Source organism: Methylocystis sp. NC52PC (genome assembly GCF_055698645.1).
Window position 1 is genome coordinate 839,032 of sequence record NZ_CP170127.1, and the last position, 19,839, is coordinate 858,870.

The following is a 19,839-nucleotide window of genomic DNA, read 5'->3' on the forward strand; positions in this document are numbered from 1 at the left end:
GCGGGGGCTCTGCCCGGCGGCCCGAATCTGGCTTGCGGCGAGGGACCGAAGCCACTGGATCGACGGACGCGGGCAATGCTAAGGCAGGGCTGCGCGGCAGGGATGGACGGCGTTCGCCGTGTTGGATTAAGCGAGCCAGTCAGAAACAAGCGCCCGAAGCGGCGCGGATGCGCCTCGTGGCGCGCCCGGCTCAAGCTCCCTGAAAAAGGGACAGGCGGGCGCCATATACAGGCAGGCGCCGAACGGAGCGGTCGGCCGGCCGCCAAAGAGGAAGATTTTCATGCGACTTCTCGCAAGATTTCTAGGCTTTGTCTTCGCGACGGGCACGATCGTCTTCCTGATCGTCGCCGTCGCCGGCGCCGGGTTGATCTATTATTATTCGAAGGATCTGCCCGACACCGCGCAATTGCAGAACTACGAGCCGCCGGTGACGACGCGGCTGCACGCGAGCGACGGCTCGATCCTCGCCGAATATTCACGCGAACGCCGCCTGTTTTTGCCGAGTTCGGCGATCCCGCCGCTCGTGAAGCAGGCCTTCATTTCGGCGGAAGACAAGAATTTCTACACCCACACCGGCGTCGATCCCGAAGGCGTGCTGCGCGCCGTGGGCGTGCTGCTCGAAGGCGGCCGCCATGTGCAGGGCGCCTCGACGATCACCCAGCAGGTCGCCAAGAACTTCCTCGTCGGCAACGAGCGCTCGATCGAGCGCAAGATCCGCGAGGCGATCATCTCCTTCCGCATCGAAGCGGCCTATTCGAAGGAGCGCATTCTCGAGCTCTATCTCAATGAGATTTATCTCGGCCTGGGGAATTACGGCGTCGCCGCCGCCGCGCTCAATTACTTCAACAAGTCGGTCAACGAGCTGACGCTGGCCGAAGCCGCCTATCTCGCCGCTCTGCCGAAGGGGCCGAACAATTATCATCCCTTCCAGCGTCGCGACCGCGCGATCGAGCGCCGCAATTACGTCATCGACCGCATGGAGGCCGACGGCGTCGTGACCCATGAGGAAGCGGCCAAGGCCAAGGCGGAGCCGCTCGGCGTCAACCCGCGGGCGCTGTCGCCGAACACCTATGTCGCCGGTTATTTCGCCGAGGAAGTGCGCCGCGAGCTGCTCGACCGTTACAAGGAAAAGGGCCTCTACGAGGGCGGCCTGTCGGTGCGCACCACGCTCGACCCGAAGATGCAGGCCTGGACCCGCAAGGCGCTGGCCGACGGCCTGGTGCGCTTCGACGAGGCGCATGGCTTTCGCGGTCCAATCAACCATATCGACGTTTCGTCCGACTGGGGCGCGCCGCTCGCCAACATTCCCTCGCTCGGCGACATCAAGCCCTGGCGGCTCGCCGTCGTGCTCGACCTGAATGACGCGGGCGCCCGCATCGGCCTCCAGCCCGGCCGCGAGGCCTCGGGCGAGGTCGCGCGCGAGCGCGAGACGGGCATGCTCACCGCCGAAGGCATGCGCTGGACGGGCCGCAGCCCCAAGAGCGCGCTCGCCGTCGGCGACGTCATCTATGTGGAGCCGCTCGTCGGCAGTCCCGGCCGCTACCGCCTGCGTCAGATCCCCGAAATCTCCGGCGCGATGGTGGCGATGGACCCCTACACGGGCCGCGTCTTCTCCATGGTCGGCGGCTTCTCCTTCGACCAGTCGGAGTTCAATCGCGCCACCCAGGCGTTGCGCCAGCCGGGGTCCTCCTTCAAGCCCTTCGTCTACGCCACGGCGCTCGACAATGGCTATACGCCCTCGTCCTCGATCCTCGACGAGCCGATCTCGATCCAGCAGGCCGACGGCAGCTACTGGACGCCGGAAAACTTCGAAGGCGGCCACGGAACCGGCGCGCATCCGCTCGACTACGGCGTCGCGCATTCCAAGAACATGATGACCGTGCGTCTGGCGAAGGACGTCGGCATGCCGCTCATCGCGGAATACGCCAAGCGTTTCGGCGTCTATGACGAGATGGGGCCCTATCTCTCGCTGTCGCTCGGCGCGGGCGAGACCACGCTGCTCAAGATGGTCACCGGCTATTCGATGCTCGCCAACGGCGGGAAGCGCATCAAGCCCACGCTGGTCGACCGCGTGCAGGACCGCTGGGGTAAGACCATCTACCGCCACGACGAGCGCCAGTGCCTGGGCTGCGACGCGGACAAATGGGACAATCAGAACGAACCCAAGCTGATCGACAAGCGCGAGCAGGTGCTCGACCCGCTCACGGCCTATCAGATCACGACGATCATGGAGCACGTCATCCAGCGCGGCACGGGCGTCTCGATCAAGGCGGTCGGCAAGCATCTCGCGGGCAAGACCGGCACGACCAACGAGGCGAAGGACCTCTGGTTCGTCGGCTTTTCGCCGGATCTCTGCGTTGGCGTCTATATCGGCTACGACCGGCCGCGCTCCATGGGCAGCCACGCCCAGGCCGCGCTCTTCGCCGCGCCGATCTTCCGCGACTTCATGACGGTCGCCTTGAAGGACAAGCCGGATACGCCGTTCCGCGTGCCGCCGGGCATCAAGCTGATCTCGGTCAATCCGGGCTCGGGCCTGCGCACCGCGAGCGGCGGCGAGCTCTGGCCCTTCAAGCCGGGAACCGCCCCGCCCGACTCCTACTCCGGCGGCGGCGACGGCCCGCGCCAGGTCAACACGCAGGACGTCGACCAGCGCGTCGGCACCGGAACGGGCGGGTTGTATTGATCTTTGACGGCGGAGGAGACCAAAAGGCCTCCTCCGCCGTTTCAGTCTCAAGAGCCCAACGATGATCCCGCCGACCGAGCCCGTCCTGATCGAGATACGAGACCGCGTCGCGACGCTCACGCTAAACAGTCCTGGGTCGCGCAACGCTTTGTCGCGTGCGATGCTTGCCGCGCTCTCGAAACGCCTGGATGAAATCTCGTCGCACCCTGACGTTCGCGTCGTGCTGCTTGCGGCCGAAGGCCCCGCCTTCTGCGCCGGCCACGATCTGAAGGAGCTGACGGCGCGGCGCAACGACCCCGACCGCGGCCGCGCCTTCTTCGCCGAGACAATGCGCGCCTGCTCCGCCTTGATGCAGCAGATCGTCGCGCTGCCGCAGCCCGTGATCGCGGCTGTCGACGAGATGGCGACCGCCGCGGGCTGCCAGCTCGTCGCGAGCTGCGATCTCGCCGTCGCCGGCCCCCGCGCCCGCTTCTGCACGCCGGGCGTCGACATCGGCCTGTTCTGCGCGACGCCCGCCGTCGCCCTCTCCCGCGCCGTCGCGCCGAAACAGGCGATGGCGATGCTGCTCACCGGCGTCCCTATCGGCGCAGAGGAGGCGCTGCGCATCGGGCTCGTGAACCGCGTCTCGCCCGATGGCGCGCGCACCGGGGCGCGGACGCTGGCGGACGTCATCGCCGCGAAGTCGCCGGCGGCCATTCGTTATGGCAAGCGCGCCTTCTACGCCCAGCGGGAGAAGCCGCTCGCCGAGGCCTATGACCTCGCGAGCGCGGTCATGGTCGACAACATGCTGGCGGGCGACGCCGTCGAGGGGATTGCGGCGTTTCTGGAAAAGCGCGCGCCGGTTTGGGATTAGCCGACGAGAGGCTATTCCCCCAAATTCCGCAGCGCCGCCGCGGCCGCGAAGGGGCAGAGCGCCAGCGCCGCGAGGCTGATCGCGCAGAGGATCGCAAAGGGCGACAGGAAGGGAACCGCGCCGCCCGTCGCCGCCTCCGACGCGGAGACGCCGAAAATCAGCACGGGGATTGTCAGCGGCAGCACCAGCAGCGCCATGAGCAGGCCGCCCCGGCGCACCGTGACCGTCGCCGCCGCGCCGATCGCGCCGACGAGGGTCAGCGCCGGCGTGCCGACGAAGAGCGTCGCCACGACGCCGGCGAGCGCCATGGGCTCCTGCTGGAGCATGAGTCCGAGGAAGGGCGCGGCGATGATGAGCGGCAGGCCCGTCGCCGCCCAATGGGCCGCGCATTTGATGAGCACCGCGACTTCGAGCGGCGTGTCGGAAAGATGCAGCAGGTCGAGCGAGCCGTCCTCGGCGTCGGCCTGGAACAGCCGGTCGAAGGCCAGAAGGCTCGCGAGCAGCGCCGCGATCCACAGGATCGCCGGGCCGATGCGCGACAGCAGGTTCGGGTCCGGGCCCACCGCGAAGGGCACGATGACGACGAGCGTGAGGAAAAACACGACGCCCATCGCTCCCGAGCCGCCGACGCGCCGCGCGATGCGCCATTCGCGCAGGAAAAGGGCGGAAAGCGGGGCCGTCACTGTGGGGCCCCGAGCGCCAGTTCGCCGGCCTCCTCGAGCCCGAGCGGCTCATGGGTCGCCGCGACGATCAGGCCGCCAAGCGCGCAATGCGCGCGCATGGCGGCTGCGAATTTTTCCCGCGAGCCGCGGTCGAGCGCCGTCAGCGGCTCGTCGAGAAGCCACAGCGGCCGGAAGGCGACGAGCAGCCGCGCCAGCGCCGCGCGCCGCTTCTGCCCGGCGGACAGCGCCCCGAAAGGCGCGTCGAGCGCATGCGAGAGCCCGACCGCGGCGAGCGCCTCGGCGACCGGACGGCTGCGGCGATCTTCCGCCCGCCCCAGATAATTCCCCCAGAAATCCAGGTTCTCCCGGACCGTGAGCGCCGCCTTCATGCCATCGGCATGGGCGAGGTAATGCGTCGCCTGGGCGAGCTCCTGGTCTTCCCCGGCCCCTTCGAGCGCGACCGTTCCGCCCGAATGCGGGAGCAGGCCGGCGATCGCCCGCAAAAGCGTGGATTTGCCGACGCCATTGCGGCCCGTCACGACAAGCGCCTCGCCCCCCGAGAGCAAGAAATTCACGCCCGAGAGCACGGGCCGGCCCCCCCGGGCGACGGCCAGATTCTCGACCTTGAGCCGCGGGACGGTCTGGCGGTCGGCGTGGGGGCGATGCGGGCTTGTCTCCATGGCGAAAGCCAATAGAGAAAGCCGCGCCAAAGCGCCATAGGCGCCGCCATGGCGTCCGTTTCCCCGACGCCAGGCTCCCCGGAAAACAGGCGCACTGGCGCGCGGGGGCTCGGAGTGATAAGGGACGCGATCACTCCAGGGCGCCTTCAGCGGCGCTTTTGATTCTTCGCGAAACATGTGCGCGCGGCGCGCCAGGCCATTAGGGACTGCGAATTCAGTGACGAGACACAGAAGCCTCTCGGATTATGCGTCGCGGCGATTCCGCCTTGCCGGCAACGCTCTCCTCGAATTCAACAATCCGTTCTTCGCCCAGATCGACAAGCTGAAAGCGGACTTCGAGGCCCAGGGGATCCATTTCGTCAGTTTCGCGAATTACGACTATCTCGGCCTCGCCAACCATCCGCGCATCCGCGAGGCGGCGAAGCAGGAGGTCGACCATCTCGGCATTGGCGCGCTCGCGTCGCGGCTCGTCGGCGGCGAGCGCACCACGCACAAGCAGTTCGAGGCGGAGATCGCCAAATTCATCGGCATGGAGAGCGCGCTGGCGCTCGTCTCCGGCTACCTCGCCAATGTCACGACCATCGCCTATCTGATGAACGGCAAGCGCGACGCCATCTTCATCGACGAGCTCGCGCATAACAGCATCGTCTACGGCGCCGAGGGCGCGCCGGCGCATGTCGTGAAATTCCGCCACAACGACATGGATCATCTCGAGCATCTGCTCGCGCGCCATCGCGAGGAGTATCGCAATGTCCTCGTCGTGGTGGAGGGCGTCTACAGCATGGACGGCGACACCGCCGACCTGCCGCGCCTCTATGCGATCAAGGACAAATACAAGATCTGGCTCATGGTCGACGAAGCGCATTCGCTCGGCGTCCTCGGCGAGACGGGCCGCGGCCTCGCCGAGCATCAGGGCGTCGATCCGCAGCGAATCGATCTTCTCGTCGGCACCTTGTCGAAGAGCCTCGCCTCCTGCGGCGGCTATGTCTGCGCCAAGAAGGAAGTGATCGAATGGTTCCGCTTCACCCTGCCGGGCTTCGTCTACAGCGTCGGCTTTTCGCCGGTCGTCCTCACCGCGGCGCGCACCGCCCTCGCCCTCATGCAGGAAGAGACCTGGCGCATCGACAAGCTCGCCCAAAACGCTGAGCTGTTCCGTCAGGTCGCGCATGAAAACGGCTTCTCCACCGGGCCCGCCATCGGGCGCGGCGTGGTGCCGATCCTCTTCGACAGCGATCTCGAAACCATGTGGGCCGCGCGTCACCTTCTGGAGAAGGGATATTACGTGCCGCCGGTCGTGCGCATCGGCGTGCCCAAGGACGGACCGCGGCTGCGCTTCTTCTTCTCCGCCAACCATACAGAGGTCGAAATTCGCGGCGTGATCCAGGCGCTGCGCGAGATCCCGCCCGTCTCGGAAGAGGCGCAGCGCATCGTCGCCGCCGCCATGTCGGGCGCCGCGGCTTGATCCCGGCGCGCGCCGCCGGGCAGTGTCTCAATTTGATTTTGCCCCGGTCGAGTCGTGATGAGATTTACATCCCCGTTGTAAGTGGGCGAGCGGCGCATAGCGCCCCTCGTGCTTCGAGACGCGAGCTTCGCTCGCTCCTCAGCATGAGGGGCTCCTGCAATGAAAGACTTTTTTACAAAGACTTAGGCCTCATCCTGAGGAGCCCGCGCCGCGGGCGTCTCGAAGGACGAGGCCGCCTCGCTGATAAGAGGACAGACGCCCCAAAAAGCCTCGCCCTCATTGCTGGATCCCTGAAGTTCTACGTCTCAAAATTCAAAACCCGCCGCCGCGTCATCTTGACGCTTTGTCGCTGACCCTTTGCAGAGTAGGACTTTGGGACATGGCGCGAATCGAGATCGTTCCAGTTTCCGGGCTTTCGCAATTTCTAGCCTTTTGCAGGCTGCCGCGCCTTCTCTATAAGGGCGCGCCGGGCTTTGCCCCGCCGCTCGACGTCGAGCGCTGGACGCTGTTCGCGCATTTCCTCAACCCGCATTACAAGCTCGTCGAGGATCAGAAATTCCTCGCCCGCCGCGACGGCGAATGGGTCGGCCGCATCTCGGCGCATGTCTATAAGACCGGGATCACGCCCGTCGGCGCGAGCCCCGCGCAATTCGGCGCGCTCGACGCGATCGATGACCCCGAGGTCGTGCGGGCGCTGACCGAAGCCGCCGAGGCCTGGCTCAAGGCGAAGGGCGCGACCCGGATCAACGGCCCGTTCTCGCCGACGATCAACGGCGAATGCGGCCTGCTGGTCGAGGGCTTCGAAGCGACGCCCATGATCTTCATGCCCTGGCATCCGCCCTATCTCTCGCGCCATCTGGAGGCGCTGGGCTATGGCAAGGCCAAGGACCTCCTCTCCTATCGCTTCGCCATCGAAGAGACCCTGCTCAACGAAAAGCCGCGCATCACCAGCCGCAAGGAATGGCGCGATCGGCTGACGCTGCGCCCGCTCGACAAGAGCAAGCTCAAGACCGGCGAGACCGCGCTGATGGAGGAACTGTTCAACGACGGCTGGAGCGGCAACTGGGGCTTCGTGCCCTTCACCAAGGCCGAATTCGACTCGACGGCCGACGCGCTCAACCTCGTCATGCCGCCCGAATTCGGCATCGTCGCCGAGCTCGACGGCAAGCCGCAGTCCTTCGTCATCGCGCTGCCCAATCTCTTCGAGATCGTCGCCGACTTCGACGGCAGGCTGTTTCCCTTCGGCCTGCCCAAACTGATTTCGCGCATGCGCAATCACAAGTTCAACGCCGCGCGCATCGTTCTCCTCGGCACGCGCAAGGCCTTGCAGAACAGCGCCACCGGCGGCGCCATACTGCTCGGGATGATCGAGGAAATGCGCCGGCGCGGGGCCTCCGCCTCGATCAAGCATCTGGAGGCGGGCTGGGTGCTCGAGGACAATATGGCGATGCGCCGGCCAATCGAGATGTTCGGCGGGAAGGTCGACAAGGTTCACCGCATTTACGAGAAGCAATTCGGAGCATCGCCATGAACGGCATTTCGGTCACCGCCCAGGGCGCCGACCGCTCGCATGTCGAGCGCCGCCGGCAGATCCTCGAGAAATATCCGCAGGTGCGCGCGCTTTTCGGGCGTGACCCGGTCACCTTCAAAATCACCGCCGGCATATTTCTCGGCCAGTTTCTCATCGCCGCCTGGCTCGGCTGGCTCGGTCTCTCCTATTGGTGGCTGTCGCTGATCCTGGCTATTTGCGTCGGCGCCTTCGCCAATCACGCCAATTTCGTCATCATCCACGACGCGATCCACAATTGCGTGTTCGAAAGCCCACTCGCCAATAAATGGACGGCGATCCTTGCCGATCTGCCCAACGCCTTCCCGACCGCGATGGGCTTTCGTTGCTACCACATCAAGCACCATTCGCATCTCTCGGCCTATGACTACGACGCCGACATCCCGAGCCATTGGGAAGTCGAATGGGTCGGCGACAGCGCCTGGCGCAAGGCGGCGTGGCTGTTCGGCTTCCCCGCCATCCAGCTCGCGCGGCTGTCGCGATTGAAGGGAACCGTGCCGATCATGGGCAAATGGACCTATATCAACATCGCGGTCATCATCGCCTTCGATCTTTTTATGCTCTGGGCCTTCGGCCCCAACGCGCTGCTCTATCTGTTCCTGTCCTTCTGGTTTTCGGTCGGCGGGCTGCATCCCTTGAGCGCGCGCTGGCTTCAGGAGCATTTCGCCTTCGGCCCCGACCAGGGAACCTTCGACTATTATGGGCCGCTGAACAAACTGGCGCTCAATATCGGCTATCACAACGAGCACCATGATTTTCACGAAATTCCATGGACGCGGTTGCCCGAGTTGAGGGCGATGGCGCCGGAGTTCTATGACACGTTGCGGTGCCACCGCTCCTGGGTGGCGCTGCTCGTCACTTTCATCTTCGACCCGACCTATTCGCTCGGCACGCGCTCCGAAAATGTCGCGCAGGCGGCGGAGCGGGACGCCACGGTCGCCGCGGCGGCGGAGTAAGTTAACATGGCCCAGGACATCAGAACCGACGCGCTCGACGCCTCGCCCCGCCTCTTCGAAAACGACCTGCTCGACAAGCTCTCGCGCGTGCATCACCTCACGCCGGTGATCGTCTACACGCCGATCATTCTGGGGCTCGTCTTTTATTCGCTGTCGTCGATGGGGATCGGACTGCTGCTGCTCGGACTCGTCATCGGCTACGTCGCCTGGACGCTGACCGAATATTTCGGCCACCGCTATCTGTTTCACACGGTGTTTCCGCTGCCGTTCGGGCTCGGGCCGCGGTTCCAGTTCCTGATCCACGGCGTACATCACATCTATCCGAACGACCCGCTGCGGCTCGTGATGCCCCCGCTCCTGTCGGGGCCGATCATGCTCATCGCACTTGCGATCACCCGCCTCTTGTTCGGCGCGACCTTCGCCTGGCCGGTGCTCGCGGGCTTCATGGCCGGCTATGTCGCTTATGATTGCGTGCATTACTGGACGCATCACAGCCAGCCGACCTCCGACTTCGGAAAATTGGTGAAGCGGCTGCACATGCTGCATCATTTCCGCGACGCGGAGAAAGGCTTCGGCGTGCACGCGATCTGGTGGGATTACGTGTTCGGCACGGCCTACAAGAAGGACGACACGCCGGGCGCGAAGGCGGTGTGAGCATCTCCCCCACCGACCCCGCTTCGCGGGGCCTCCTTTCGTCTAAAGGGATCGCCTTTTGCCGCGCCTCGGACTGCTTGTCGAAGCTGCGCTATCAACTATCGCACTCCAAGGACCCTCATCCTGAGGAGCCCGCGTAGCGGGCGTCTCGAAGGATGAGGAGCCCGCGTAGCGGGCGTCTCGAAGGACGAGGGGCCGGATGGACCGGCGGCATGCTCTCGGCAAGCGGCCCCGCAGTTCGCCGGCCGGCGCGCAGCCCTCGTCCTTCGAGACGCCGCCTTTGGCGGCTCCTCAGGATGAGGACTGCTAGTGTAGGGTCAGGACCTATTAATTTTGGCGGCGGGCGCCATCTGCATCGCAGCCGCCGTCGCCTTCTATCTCAATCAATGAGTCCTGAGCCTAGCTTCCGCCCACGCCGGTGTGATACCTAACATGCGAGGAGAAACCCTGTAAGGAACTGGGGCTGCGATGCTGAGAGCGATTATCTGTTTAGGTTGCGGATTAATGTCGCTGGGAACCGCGCGAGCGCAGTATGTAAATCCGATGGTGCAGCACCAAGTCATAAACCCAACAGTTCTCGCCCCTTCAGCTCGTCATGCCTTGCCACAAGGGCACGTGAGGGTTGTCCCTCCGGGCAAGCAGAATGGTGTGCGGCACTCGCGCCCTCACGCACATCATCCATGGCACCATGCCGTCCCTCATCATCGAAGCCATCACCACGTGGCCCCCTTCATTACCACTCATCCGTGAAGGCGATGCGCGCGGCCGCCTTGCAGAGCTTCTCCAGCCTGTCCCCGTTCGACGCCGTGCCTAACTCCACGTCTGCAAAGTCGCCGCAAACATGGTCAGTCTGACCGTCCACAACGATGAACCGCACGACCGCACGCTGACACAAGACAGGGGGCGCCAAGCTAGAGGCGAGCCGTATCCTTCCTTCCCTGCGAAGCGCGCCGAGTAGGGTCCAGAGCGTCACCCCTGCCCCGTCCGCCGGAACCACTCGTCTTCCGAGATCACCTCGATCCCCAGTTCCTCCGCTTTGGCAAGCTTGGAGCCCGCGCCAGGACCCGCGACGACGAGATCGGTTTTCTTCGACACCGACGCTGCGACCTTGGCGCCGAAGCGCTCGGCCTGCGCCTTCGCCTCGTCACGGGTCAGACGCTCGAGGGAGCCTGTGAACACCACCGTCTTGCCGGCGACCGGCGACGACGACGCAATTTCCGGCATGGGCTCGAGCCGCACCTGCGCGAGCAGCGCGTCGAGCGCCTTCTCATTATGCGGCTCGGCGAAGAAGTCGTGCAGCGCCTCGGCGACCGCCGGCCCGATTCCGTCGATGCAGTCGATCCGCGCGCGCGCCTCGGAGCCGGGCGCCGCCTCCCGCGCCGTTTCGCGTAAGGATTCGAAATCGCCGAAATGTCGGGCGAGTCGGCGCGCATTGGTCTCGCCGATATGGCGGACGCCCAGCGCATAAATGAAGCGATTGACCGGAATGCGCCGCCGCGCCTCGATGGCGGCGAAGAGATTTTTGACCGAGGTTTCGCCGAATCCCTCGCGGTTCTTGATCCTGGTCAGGCTTTTGCGGTCACGCTCCTCCAGCGTGAAAATATCCGAGGGCGTGTGGATAAGCCCCTCGTGATAGAAATACTCGATCTGCTTGTCGCCGAGCCCTTCGATGTCGAAGGCGTTGCGCGAGGCGAAATGCTTCAATCGCTCCACCGCCTGCGCGGGACAGACGAGCGAGCCGGTGCAGCGGCGCACGACGTCGGCCTCGCCGGTCTTTTCGTCGATCTCGCGCAACGCCGCCGAGCCGCAGCGCGGGCAGACTTGCGGGAATTCATAGGGCTTGGCCTGCGGCGGCCGCCTCTCGGTCACGACCTCAACGATTTGCGGAATGACGTCGCCGGCGCGCTGCACGACGACGGTGTCGCCGATGCGAATGTCCTTGCGGGCGATCTCGTCCTCATTGTGGAGGGTTGCGTTCTGCACGACGACGCCGCCGACCGTCACCGGCTCCAACCGTGCGACAGGGGTCAACGCGCCGGTGCGCCCGACCTGAATTTCGATGTCGCGCAGAATGGTCGTCGCGCGCTCGGCCGGGAATTTATGCGCCACCGCCCAGCGGGGCGCCCGCGAGACGAAGCCGAGCCGCTCCTGGAGCGCAATGTCGTCGACCTTGTAGACGACGCCGTCGATGTCGTAGCCGAGCCGCGCGCGATCCGCCTCGATCGCGTGATATTGAGCCAGCATTTCGTCGACGCTCCGGCAGAGCCGCGTGCGCGGATTGACCTTGAGGCCGAAGGCCTTGAACGCCTCCAGCACGCCCCATTGCGTCGTCGCCGGCAACGCGCTGACCTCGCCCCAGCCATAAGCGAAAAAATGCAGCGGCCGCTCCGCGGTGATTCGCGCGTCGAGCTGGCGCAGGGAGCCCGCCGCGGCGTTGCGGGGATTGGCGAAAATCTGCTTGCCAGCCGCCTTCTGGCGTTCGTTGAGCGCGGCGAAATCGGCGTGCGTCATATAGACCTCGCCGCGCACCTCCAGAATCCGCGGCGCGCCATCGTGAAGCCTCTCGGGCGCTTCCTTGAGCGTGCGAATATTCGCCGTGACGTCCTCGCCCTCATAGCCGTCGCCGCGCGTTGCGGCCTGAACGAGGCGGCCGTTTTCATATCGCAGAGAGCAAGACAGACCATCGATTTTCGGCTCGCCCGTGCAGGCGAGCGGCGCGCTTTGCGGCAGGCCCAGAAAGCGGCGCACGCGCGCGACGAAATCCTCGACTTCTTCATCGGAAAAGACATTGCCGAGCGAAAGCATCGGCGCGGCGTGTTTCACCTTGGCGAATTTTTCCGACGGCTTGGCGCCAACCTTTTTGGTCAGCGACTCCGCCGAGACGAGCTCGGGAAACGCCTTCTCCAGCGCTTCGTAACGCTGGCGCAGCGCGTCGTAATCGGCGTCTGAGACGACCGGCGCGTCTTCCTGATAATAGCGCCGGTCGTGTTCGGCGATCTCTTCCCCGAGCCGCGCATGTTCGGCCCGCGCCTGGCGGGCGGTCATTTCTTCGACGGGTTTGGAAGCGGGAGGCGTTCTTTTCATTCGACGTGATGGCGCGGCCGTCGTTGAGAGGAGGCGAAGCGATATCCTCTCGAGCCGAGAATTGGACGGTCCCCCGCCCCTCACGGACTTTTCGGAGTGCTTCGCTTTGCGTTCACACGCAACCTATCGCGCCACGGGCCTTTTCGCGAGACCCTTACGCCGCCGCCTCCGGCGCGGCGCCGACGAGCCGCCGCGCCTCCTGCGCGCTGATCGGGCGCCCGAAGGCGTAGCCCTGCGCATAGCCGCAGCCGAGTTGATAGAGCTCGATGGCGTCGGCCTCCGTCTCGGCGCCCTCCGCCACGACGTCCATGCCGAGGTCCTGCGCCAGCGCGATGAGCGAGCGCAGGATGACGGGACGGGCGCCCTTGCCGCTCTGTTTCACGAAGGAGCGGTCGATCTTGATCGTGTCGAAGGGGAAGCGCTGGAGATAGGCGAGCGACGAATACCCCGTGCCGAAATCGTCGAGCGCCAGCCCGGCGCCGAGTTCTTTCACGCGCGCCAGCATCTGCGCGGCATATTCGGGATTCTCCATCACGAGCCCCTCGGACAGCTCGAGCTTGAGGCTGCCCTTCACGACATTGTGGCGCATCAGCACGCTTTTCACGTCGCGCAGCAGGTCGTGACGCAGCAATTGCCGCGAGGAAACGTTGACAGAGGCGAAGATCGGCGGATCGACGGCGAGCGCCCGCTGCCAGGCGGCGAGCTCCCGCGCCGTTCGCTCCAGCGCCAGCAGGCCAAAATCGATGATGAGCCCCGTCTGCTCTGCGACGGGCAGGAATTGCGCCGGCTCGAGAAGGCCGAGCCTGGGGTGATCCCAGCGCAAGAGCGACTCGAAGCCGGCGATGGTGCGGTCTTCGAGCCGTACGATCGGCTGGAAGAAGACTTTCACTTCGCCGCGCTCCAGCGCCCGGCGCATATCGGCTTCGAGCGTCACCCGGTCGGAGCGCTGCACGCGCATCGAGGGGCGGAACACCTCGATCCGATTGCCCCCCGTGCGCTTGGCGAAGCGCATGGCGATCTCGGCGTCGTCGAGCATGTCGCTCGCGCCGGGATGCGTCTGCTGGTCGTAGAGGGCGATGCCGATCGAAGCGAAAAGCGCGATCTCGCGGTCGGCGAAGCGCACCGGCGTCGCCAGCGAGCGCCGCACCGAATCCGCCAGCGTGATCACATGGTCGGGATGCGTCTCGGAAACCAGGATGATCGCGAAAGTGTCGCCATTCAGCCGGGCCAGCGTGTCCTGCGGCTGCAGAAGGCGGGTGAGACGGTGCGCGACGGTCAACAGAATGCTGTCGCCCATGGCGACGCCGACCTGCTCGTTGATCTGGCGGAACCGGTCGATGTCGATGACGAGCGCCGTCGGGCGCACGTCCTTGTCCATGCGCGCGAAGACGAGCGCCGCCTCGAGCCGGTCGAAGAACAGCTCCTTGTTGGGGAGTCCCGTCAGATTGTCGTGGACGGCGTCGTGGAGCAGGCGCTCCTGGGCGTTGCGTTCGTCGGTGACGTCGGTGAGCGTGCCCACGACGCGGATAACTTCCCCGTCCGGCCCGACGACCGGGCGCGCGCGCAGGCGGTAACAGAGATAATGGCCGTCGGCCGCGCGCAGGCGGAACTCCTGATTGATGCGCCCGCGGCGCTGCTCCAGAAGGGCGTCGAGACAGGCGCGATAGCGGTCCTGCTCGAAGGGATGCAGCAGATCGAGCCAGGAGGAGGCGGCGCCCTCGAGGCCGCCGCGGTCGAGGCCAAGGGCCGCCTCGGCCTCCGGGCTCACATAGATGTGGTCGGCCGGCACGTCCCAGTCGAAGACAATCTCATTGGCGCCGGTCATGGCCAGCGCCTTGCGCTCGACGTCGCTGATCGCGCCATGCGACAGGCCGCCTGTCGCGAAGGCGTTTTGCATCACGGTGAAGCCGATCAGCATGACGATGAGCACCAGGCCGCCGACCAGCGCCGGCGAGACGAGGTCGTTCGTCATCCAGCCCGCCACGGCGAATCCCGCCGTCGCCACCCAGACGACGAGCAGGAACCAGGTCGGGATGAGCATGATCGCCCGCTCGAATCCATGCGAGGCGAGATAAAGCACCAGAACGAAGCCGACGACGGCGATCGTTGCGAGCGAGATGCGGGCGACGCCCGCCGCGACGGGCGCGTCGAACAGGGCAAGGCCGACGAGATCGAGGAGGATCAGCAGCCAAAGGGCCGCGACATGCCAGGCGCGCACATGCCAGCGGGCGAGATTGAGATAGGCGAACAGAAAGACGACGAGCGTCGCGGAGAGCACCGTCTCGGCGCCGGCGCGCCAGATGCGGTCGGTGTTGGCGTCCGAGCCGAAGATCTTGTCCCAAAAACCGAAATCGATGCAGACATAGGCGAGCACCGCCCAGGCGAGCGCGGCGGCGGCCGGGAAGATCACCGCCCCCTTCACCACGAAGACGATGGTGAGGAAGAGGGCGAGCAGGCCGGCGATGCCGATGACGATGCCCTTGTAGAGCGTCAGGCTCGTCACCTTGTCCTTATAGGCCTCGGGCTCCCACAGATAGAGCTGCGGCAGGTTGGGCGTGCGCAGCTCGGCGACATAGGTGACCGTCGTTCCCGGATCGAGCGTCAGGCGGAAGACGTCGGCGTCGGCTGAATCCTCCGCCTCGGGCGGGAAGCCCTGGCTCGCGGTAATCGCGGAAATGCGGGTCGAGCCGAGGTCGGGCCAGATGACGCCGGAGCCCTGGAGCCGGAAATGCGGGGCGACGAGCAGGCGCTCGATCTGCTCGTCGGTGTCATTGGTGAGCGCGAAGACGATCCAGTTCGGCCGGCTGCCGGCCTCGCGGGCGCCGACTTCGATGCGGCGCACAATGCCGTCCGACCCGGGCGCGGTGGACACCTGCAGGCGGTCGGTCTGGGACGAATGCTTCTCGACGACATGGGTGAGGTCGATCGCCCGCGCGCCCTGCGGGACGCGCACCGATTCAACGCAGAGGGCTGCGGTCGTCGTGGCCAGAAGGGCGAATAGGGCGATCAGAAGCTTGTGAAGACGCACATTCTCTTCTCGGCTGCGGCCTGCTGGCTGGCTCTTCTCTTGTCGAGCGGTCGTTCTTAGCTACGGATCGCGGCCAGGGCGCGACAAATGCGGGGCGAAAATGCAGCCCAAGGTTGTCCTTCAGCCCGAAGCCCTGGTTCTTCGGGGCGCCCGCCCGGCGGGACCACAAGCGGCGGACGCCTAAAGCACTAGAGCTTCCCAGCCTGTTCCGCAAGCTCGATTCAAACCAGGGGAAAATGCGGTATGGTCTTTGCGAGGGGAGGTCGGCTGCGCTTGCGGAGGGCGAAGGCCGCCAATATACGCTTTCAGGGCGTCGGCAGCGCGGCGCGCGCGGATTTCCCGACAAAGGGCGAACGGCAGTTTCGCGACGGTCCGGCCGCGGGCGTCGCCTTGTGGGTGGGAATGATTAAGGATGCGTAGCGCTCTCGGCGGTCCCCGCCTTCTGCTGCGCCGGTTGCGCGAGATCAGCGCGGAGCCGGTGAGCGCGCAGACGCGTCTCGACAAGATCGTCGTGCAGATCGCCGCCAATATGGTCGCCGAGGTCTGTTCCGTCTATGTCCTGCGCGCCGACCAGCGGCTCGAACTCTACGCCACCGAAGGCCTGAACCGCGAAGCGGTGCACCAGACGACGATGCACGCCGGCGAGGGCCTCGTCGGCCTCATCGCCCGCAGCGCCGAGCCGCTGGCGCTCTCCGAGGCGCAGGACCATCCGGCCTTCGCCTATAAGCCGGAAACGGGCGAAGAAGCCTATCACTCCTTCCTCGGCGTGCCGATCCTGCGCGGCGGCTCGACGCTCGGCGTCCTCGTCGTGCAGAACAAGGTGCGCCGCGTCTATTCCGAGGAGGAAGTCGAGGCGCTGCAGACGACGGCGATGCTGCTCGCCGAGCTCATCGCCTCGGGCGAGCTGCAGGCGATCGAAGACCCCCGCGACCTCGCCCTTTACCGGCCTGCGACGCTCAAAGGCGCGCCCATGTGCGACGGCGTCGGCCTCGGCCATGTCCTGCTGCATGAGCCGCGCGTCGTCGTGAAGCAGCTCGTCGCCGAGGATCTCACGCGCGAACTGATCCGCCTCGAACAGGCGGTCGACGCCATGCGCGCCGCGATCGACGAACTTGTCGCGCATGGCGACCGCATGGGCGCCGGGGAACATCGCGACGTTCTCGAGACCGTGCGCATGGTCGCCTATGACCGCGGCTGGGTGCGTCGCCTGCGCGAGGCGGTGAAGTCGGGCCTCACGGCGGAGGCGGCGGTGGAGCGCGTGCAAAGCGACGCGCGCGCGCGCATGCAGCGCCAGACCGACCCTTATCTGCGCGATCGATTGCACGATCTCGACGACATCGCCAATCGGCTGCTGCATCAGCTGACCGGCCAGAGCTATGTCGCCGATCGCGACAGCGTTCCCGAAAACGCCATCATCGTCGCCCGCACCATGGGGCCGGCCGCCCTCCTCGATTACGACCGCGCGCGGCTGCGGGGGCTGGTGCTCGAAGAAGGCGGCCCGTCGAGCCATGTCGCCATCGTCGCGCGCGCGCTCGGCGTCGCGACGGTCGGCCTCGTGCCGGGGATCATCGATCTCGTCGAGACGGGCGATCCGATCATCGTCGACGGGTCCACCGGCGAGGTGCATGTGCGTCCGCAGCCCGACGTGCAGAGCGCCTACGCCGAAAAGGCGCGGCTGCGCGCCCGGCGCCAGGAACAATACGCCAAGCTGCGCGACGTGCGCGCCGTGACGAAGGACGGCGTCGAGATCGCGCTGCACATGAACGCCGGCCTCGCCATCGACGTGCCGCATGTGCATGAAACCGGCGCACAGTCGATCGGCCTGTTTCGCACCGAGCTGCAATTCATGCTGGCCTCGCGCTTTCCGCGCATGGACGACCAGTATCGCTTCTACAAGGGCGTCTTCGACGCCGTGCCTGACCGCCCGGTGACGTTCCGCACGCTCGACATCGGCTCCGACAAGATCCTTCCCTATATGGCGAAGATCGAAGAGGAAAACCCGGCGCTGGGCTGGCGCGCCATCCGCATCGGCCTCGACCGCCCGGGCCTGTTGCGCATGCAGCTGCGCGCGATGCTGAAGGCCGGCGCGGGCCGCGAACTGCGCATCATGTTCCCGATGATCGCCAATGTCGCGGAGTTCGAAGCGGCGAAGGCGATCGCCCTGCGCGAGCTCGAACATCTGCGGCGCCATGGCTATGGCGAACCGGAAACGCTGCGGCTCGGCGCGATGGTTGAAGTGCCCTCTCTGTTGTGGGAACTCGATCTCATCGCCGAACGCGCCGATTTTCTCTCGGTGGGCTCGAACGATCTCGTCCAGTACATGTACGCCGCCGACCGTGATAATACGCGGGTCTCCAAGCGCTACGACAATCTTTCGCCGCCGGTGCTGCGCGCGCTGGAGCGCATTGCGGACTCGGGCGGCCGAGCCGGAACGCCCGTGACGCTGTGCGGCGAGATGGGCGGTCGCCCGCTCGAGGCGCTCGCTCTGCTCGCGCTCGGCTATCGCTCGCTCTCAATGTCGCCCTCGGCCATCGGCCCGGTGAAGTCGATGATCCTCAGCCTCGATCTCGACGAGGCGCAGGTCTATCTCGCGACATTGCTCGCCGCCGACGACGGCGCGCCCTCGCTGCGCGAAAAGCTGCGCGATTTCGCCCTCTCGCGCGGCGTGCCCTTGTAGCGGCGCCTTTCTCCAAAAGACGCGCCCCTCTCCCGTTCTCGAAGACCAGACATGTTTGCACAAGACAAGCTCGATCTCATCATGCGCCGCTATGAGGAAATCGGCGAGAAACTGTCGCGCGGCGCCGACGGGCAGGCCTTTGTCGCGCTCTCGCGCGAGCGCGCGACGCTCGACGAGGTCGTGGAGGCGATCCGCGCCTATCGCGACGCCGAGCGCGAGGCAAACGACCTCGAGGCCATGCTCGCCGACAGCGCGCTCGACCCCGATATGCGCGCGCTGGCCGAAGCCGAAATCGGCGAGGCGCGGGAGCGGCTCGAAAGGGCCGAGAAAGCCTTGCAGCTCGCCTTGCTGCCGAAAGACGAAGCGGACGAGAAGGGCGTCATTCTCGAAGTGCGCGCCGGCACGGGCGGCGACGAAGCGGCGCTCTTCGCCGGCGATCTTTTCCGCGCCTATCAGAAATACGCCGCGCTGAAAGGCTGGCGCGTCGAGCTCGTCTCCGAGAGTCCCGGCGCGCTCGGCGGCTTCAAGGAAATCGTCGCCGAGATTCAGGGGCGCGGCGTCTATGGCCGCCTCAAATTCGAATCGGGCGTGCATCGCGTGCAGCGCGTGCCGGAGACGGAGACGCAGGGCCGCATCCATACGTCCGCCGCGACGGTCGCCGTTCTGCCGCAGGCGGAAGACGTCGACATTACGATCGACGACAAGGATTTGAACATCGAGACGATGCGCTCGGGCGGCGCCGGCGGCCAGCACGTCAACAAGACGGAGTCGGCGATCCGCATCACCCATATCCCGAGCGGCATCGTCGTCATGATGCAGGAGGAGCGCTCGCAGCATCGCAACAAGGCGAAAGCGATGAGCCTTCTGCGCTCGCGCCTCTATGACGCCGAGCGTCAGCGGCTCGATCAGGAGCGCTCGGCCGACCGCAAGAGCCAGGTCGGCTCCGGCGACCGCTCGGAACGCATCCGCACCTATAATTTCCCGCAAGGCCGCGTCACCGACCACCGCATCAATCTCACGCTCTACAAGCTCGATCGCGTGATGGAAGGCGAGTTCGACGAGATCATCGACGGGCTCTTGACCGACCATCAGCAAAAGCTTTTGGCGCAGAGCGCCGCGTAATCCTCGCCCTGTGCCCCATCGCACAAACGCCGAGAACGAAGCCCGTTAGCTTCTCCTCATTCGCAAGGCAAACCGCCGAGCGAAACGTCTGAAAGAGGAGAGCGCCATGTTCAAGAAGATCGCCTTTACCGCCCTTGTCGCCGCCGGCCTGTCGAGCGCCGCCGCCACTCCCGCCGCCGCGATGAGCGACGGCGCGGCCGCCGCCATCGGACTCGGCGCCTTTGCCGCGGGCGCGGTCGCCAGCGGCGCCATGACGGGCGGCTATTATGGTCCCGACGTCGTCTATCGCGATTGCTACACGACGCGCCGCCCGATCTACAATCACTTCGGCGACGTCGTCGGCTTCCGCCGCGTGCGCTATTGCGATTAATTACGCGGTGGTCAGAGGGGCGGCTCTGTTAGGTCGATCGC

At 65.9% G+C, this 19,839-nt stretch carries 14 protein-coding genes; 9 read left to right on the forward strand and 5 right to left on the reverse strand.

Annotation, left to right across the window (positions count from 1 at the left end; genetic code table 11):
- The first annotated feature begins 280 nt into the window (after nucleotides 1–280).
- Together ACETII_RS05930 and ACETII_RS05935 are read left to right on the forward strand one after the other, a co-directional pair.
- Nucleotides 281–2,683, forward strand: coding sequence for a penicillin-binding protein 1A (locus ACETII_RS05930; RefSeq protein ID WP_363349957.1), 2,403 nt, complete (start codon nucleotides 281–283; stop codon nucleotides 2,681–2,683).
- 61 nt (nucleotides 2,684–2,744) lie between these two features.
- Nucleotides 2,745–3,536 (forward strand): enoyl-CoA hydratase, encoded by a 792-nt coding sequence (locus tag ACETII_RS05935; RefSeq protein WP_472787457.1) that lies wholly within the window; start codon nucleotides 2,745–2,747, stop codon nucleotides 3,534–3,536.
- A gap of 11 nt (nucleotides 3,537–3,547) precedes the next feature.
- On the opposite strand, the gene ccmB is transcribed toward ACETII_RS05935, so the two are convergent.
- Nucleotides 3,548–4,219, reverse strand: coding sequence for a heme exporter protein CcmB (gene ccmB, locus ACETII_RS05940; RefSeq protein WP_363349959.1), 672 nt, complete (start codon nucleotides 4,217–4,219; stop codon nucleotides 3,548–3,550).
- Complete coding sequence (gene ccmA / locus ACETII_RS05945; protein WP_363349960.1) at nucleotides 4,216–4,878, reverse strand: heme ABC exporter ATP-binding protein CcmA; 663 nt, start codon at nucleotides 4,876–4,878, stop codon at nucleotides 4,216–4,218. The genes ccmB and ccmA overlap by 4 nt, the downstream gene beginning before the upstream one ends.
- 217 nt (nucleotides 4,879–5,095) lie before the next feature.
- Here ccmA and ACETII_RS05950 point away from each other — a divergent pair, with 217 nt between their 5' ends.
- From ACETII_RS05950 to ACETII_RS05965, 4 genes are all read left to right on the forward strand, one after another.
- Nucleotides 5,096–6,340: an aminotransferase class I/II-fold pyridoxal phosphate-dependent enzyme gene (locus ACETII_RS05950; protein WP_472787458.1), complete on the forward strand. Its 1,245-nt coding sequence runs from the start codon at nucleotides 5,096–5,098 to the stop codon at nucleotides 6,338–6,340.
- Between the two features lie 379 nt (nucleotides 6,341–6,719).
- Nucleotides 6,720–7,871, forward strand: a complete 1,152-nt coding sequence (locus tag ACETII_RS05955; RefSeq protein ID WP_472787459.1) for a hypothetical protein — start codon at nucleotides 6,720–6,722, stop codon at nucleotides 7,869–7,871.
- The gene (locus tag ACETII_RS05960; RefSeq protein WP_472787460.1) at nucleotides 7,868–8,863 is read left to right on the forward strand and encodes a fatty acid desaturase; all 996 of its coding nucleotides are present in this window, start codon (nucleotides 7,868–7,870) and stop codon (nucleotides 8,861–8,863) included. The genes ACETII_RS05955 and ACETII_RS05960 overlap by 4 nt, the downstream gene beginning before the upstream one ends.
- A gap of 6 nt (nucleotides 8,864–8,869) precedes the next feature.
- Entirely contained in the window at nucleotides 8,870–9,517 is a 648-nt protein-coding gene (locus ACETII_RS05965; protein ID WP_472787461.1) for a sterol desaturase family protein, read from the forward strand.
- A 733-nt stretch (nucleotides 9,518–10,250) separates the two neighbouring features.
- Here the strand turns inward: ACETII_RS05965 and ACETII_RS05970 are convergent.
- The 3 genes from ACETII_RS05970 to ACETII_RS05980 all read right to left on the reverse strand — a co-directional run bounded on the left by ACETII_RS05970 (nucleotide 10,251) and on the right by ACETII_RS05980 (nucleotide 15,629).
- Complete coding sequence (locus tag ACETII_RS05970; protein ID WP_472787462.1) at nucleotides 10,251–10,394, reverse strand: hypothetical protein; 144 nt, start codon at nucleotides 10,392–10,394, stop codon at nucleotides 10,251–10,253.
- Nucleotides 10,395–10,486: 92 nt separating this feature from the next.
- A complete protein-coding gene (gene ligA, locus ACETII_RS05975; RefSeq protein WP_472787463.1) occupies nucleotides 10,487–12,562 on the reverse strand; it encodes an NAD-dependent DNA ligase LigA in 2,076 nt (691 codons plus the stop codon).
- 193 nt (nucleotides 12,563–12,755) lie between these two features.
- Complete coding sequence (locus tag ACETII_RS05980; protein WP_472787464.1) at nucleotides 12,756–15,629, reverse strand: EAL domain-containing protein; 2,874 nt, start codon at nucleotides 15,627–15,629, stop codon at nucleotides 12,756–12,758.
- Nucleotides 15,630–16,041: 412 nt separating this feature from the next.
- On the opposite strand from ACETII_RS05980, the gene ptsP reads away from it, so the two are divergent.
- The 3 genes from ptsP to ACETII_RS05995 all read left to right on the forward strand — a co-directional run bounded on the left by ptsP (nucleotide 16,042) and on the right by ACETII_RS05995 (nucleotide 19,798).
- Nucleotides 16,042–18,306, forward strand: coding sequence for a phosphoenolpyruvate--protein phosphotransferase (gene ptsP / locus ACETII_RS05985; RefSeq protein WP_363349968.1), 2,265 nt, complete (start codon nucleotides 16,042–16,044; stop codon nucleotides 18,304–18,306).
- A gap of 51 nt (nucleotides 18,307–18,357) precedes the next feature.
- Entirely contained in the window at nucleotides 18,358–19,428 is a 1,071-nt protein-coding gene (gene prfA / locus ACETII_RS05990; RefSeq protein WP_472787465.1) for a peptide chain release factor 1, read from the forward strand.
- A gap of 106 nt (nucleotides 19,429–19,534) precedes the next feature.
- The gene (locus tag ACETII_RS05995) at nucleotides 19,535–19,798 is read left to right on the forward strand and encodes a hypothetical protein (RefSeq protein ID WP_472787466.1); all 264 of its coding nucleotides are present in this window, start codon (nucleotides 19,535–19,537) and stop codon (nucleotides 19,796–19,798) included.
- The last annotated feature ends 41 nt before the right edge of the window (nucleotides 19,799–19,839 follow it).

Bases quoted from the DNA above. Each gene is read 5' to 3' on its own strand.
- ACETII_RS05930 (WP_363349957.1), top strand. From the start codon at position 281: ATGCGACTTCTCGCAAGATTTCTAGGCTTTGTCTTCGCGACGGGCACG.
- ACETII_RS05935 (WP_472787457.1), top strand. From the start codon at position 2,745: ATGATCCCGCCGACCGAGCCCGTCCTGATCGAGATACGAGACCGCGTC.
- ccmA (WP_363349960.1), bottom strand. From the start codon at position 4,878: ATGGAGACAAGCCCGCATCGCCCCCACGCCGACCGCCAGACCGTCCCG.
- ACETII_RS05955 (WP_472787459.1), top strand. From the start codon at position 6,720: ATGGCGCGAATCGAGATCGTTCCAGTTTCCGGGCTTTCGCAATTTCTA.
- ACETII_RS05960 (WP_472787460.1), top strand. From the start codon at position 7,868: ATGAACGGCATTTCGGTCACCGCCCAGGGCGCCGACCGCTCGCATGTC.
- ACETII_RS05965 (WP_472787461.1), top strand. From the start codon at position 8,870: ATGGCCCAGGACATCAGAACCGACGCGCTCGACGCCTCGCCCCGCCTC.
- ligA (WP_472787463.1), bottom strand. From the start codon at position 12,562: ATGACCGCCCGCCAGGCGCGGGCCGAACATGCGCGGCTCGGGGAAGAG.
- ptsP (WP_363349968.1), top strand. From the start codon at position 16,042: ATGCGTAGCGCTCTCGGCGGTCCCCGCCTTCTGCTGCGCCGGTTGCGC.
- prfA (WP_472787465.1), top strand. From the start codon at position 18,358: ATGTTTGCACAAGACAAGCTCGATCTCATCATGCGCCGCTATGAGGAA.
- ACETII_RS05995 (WP_472787466.1), top strand. From the start codon at position 19,535: ATGTTCAAGAAGATCGCCTTTACCGCCCTTGTCGCCGCCGGCCTGTCG.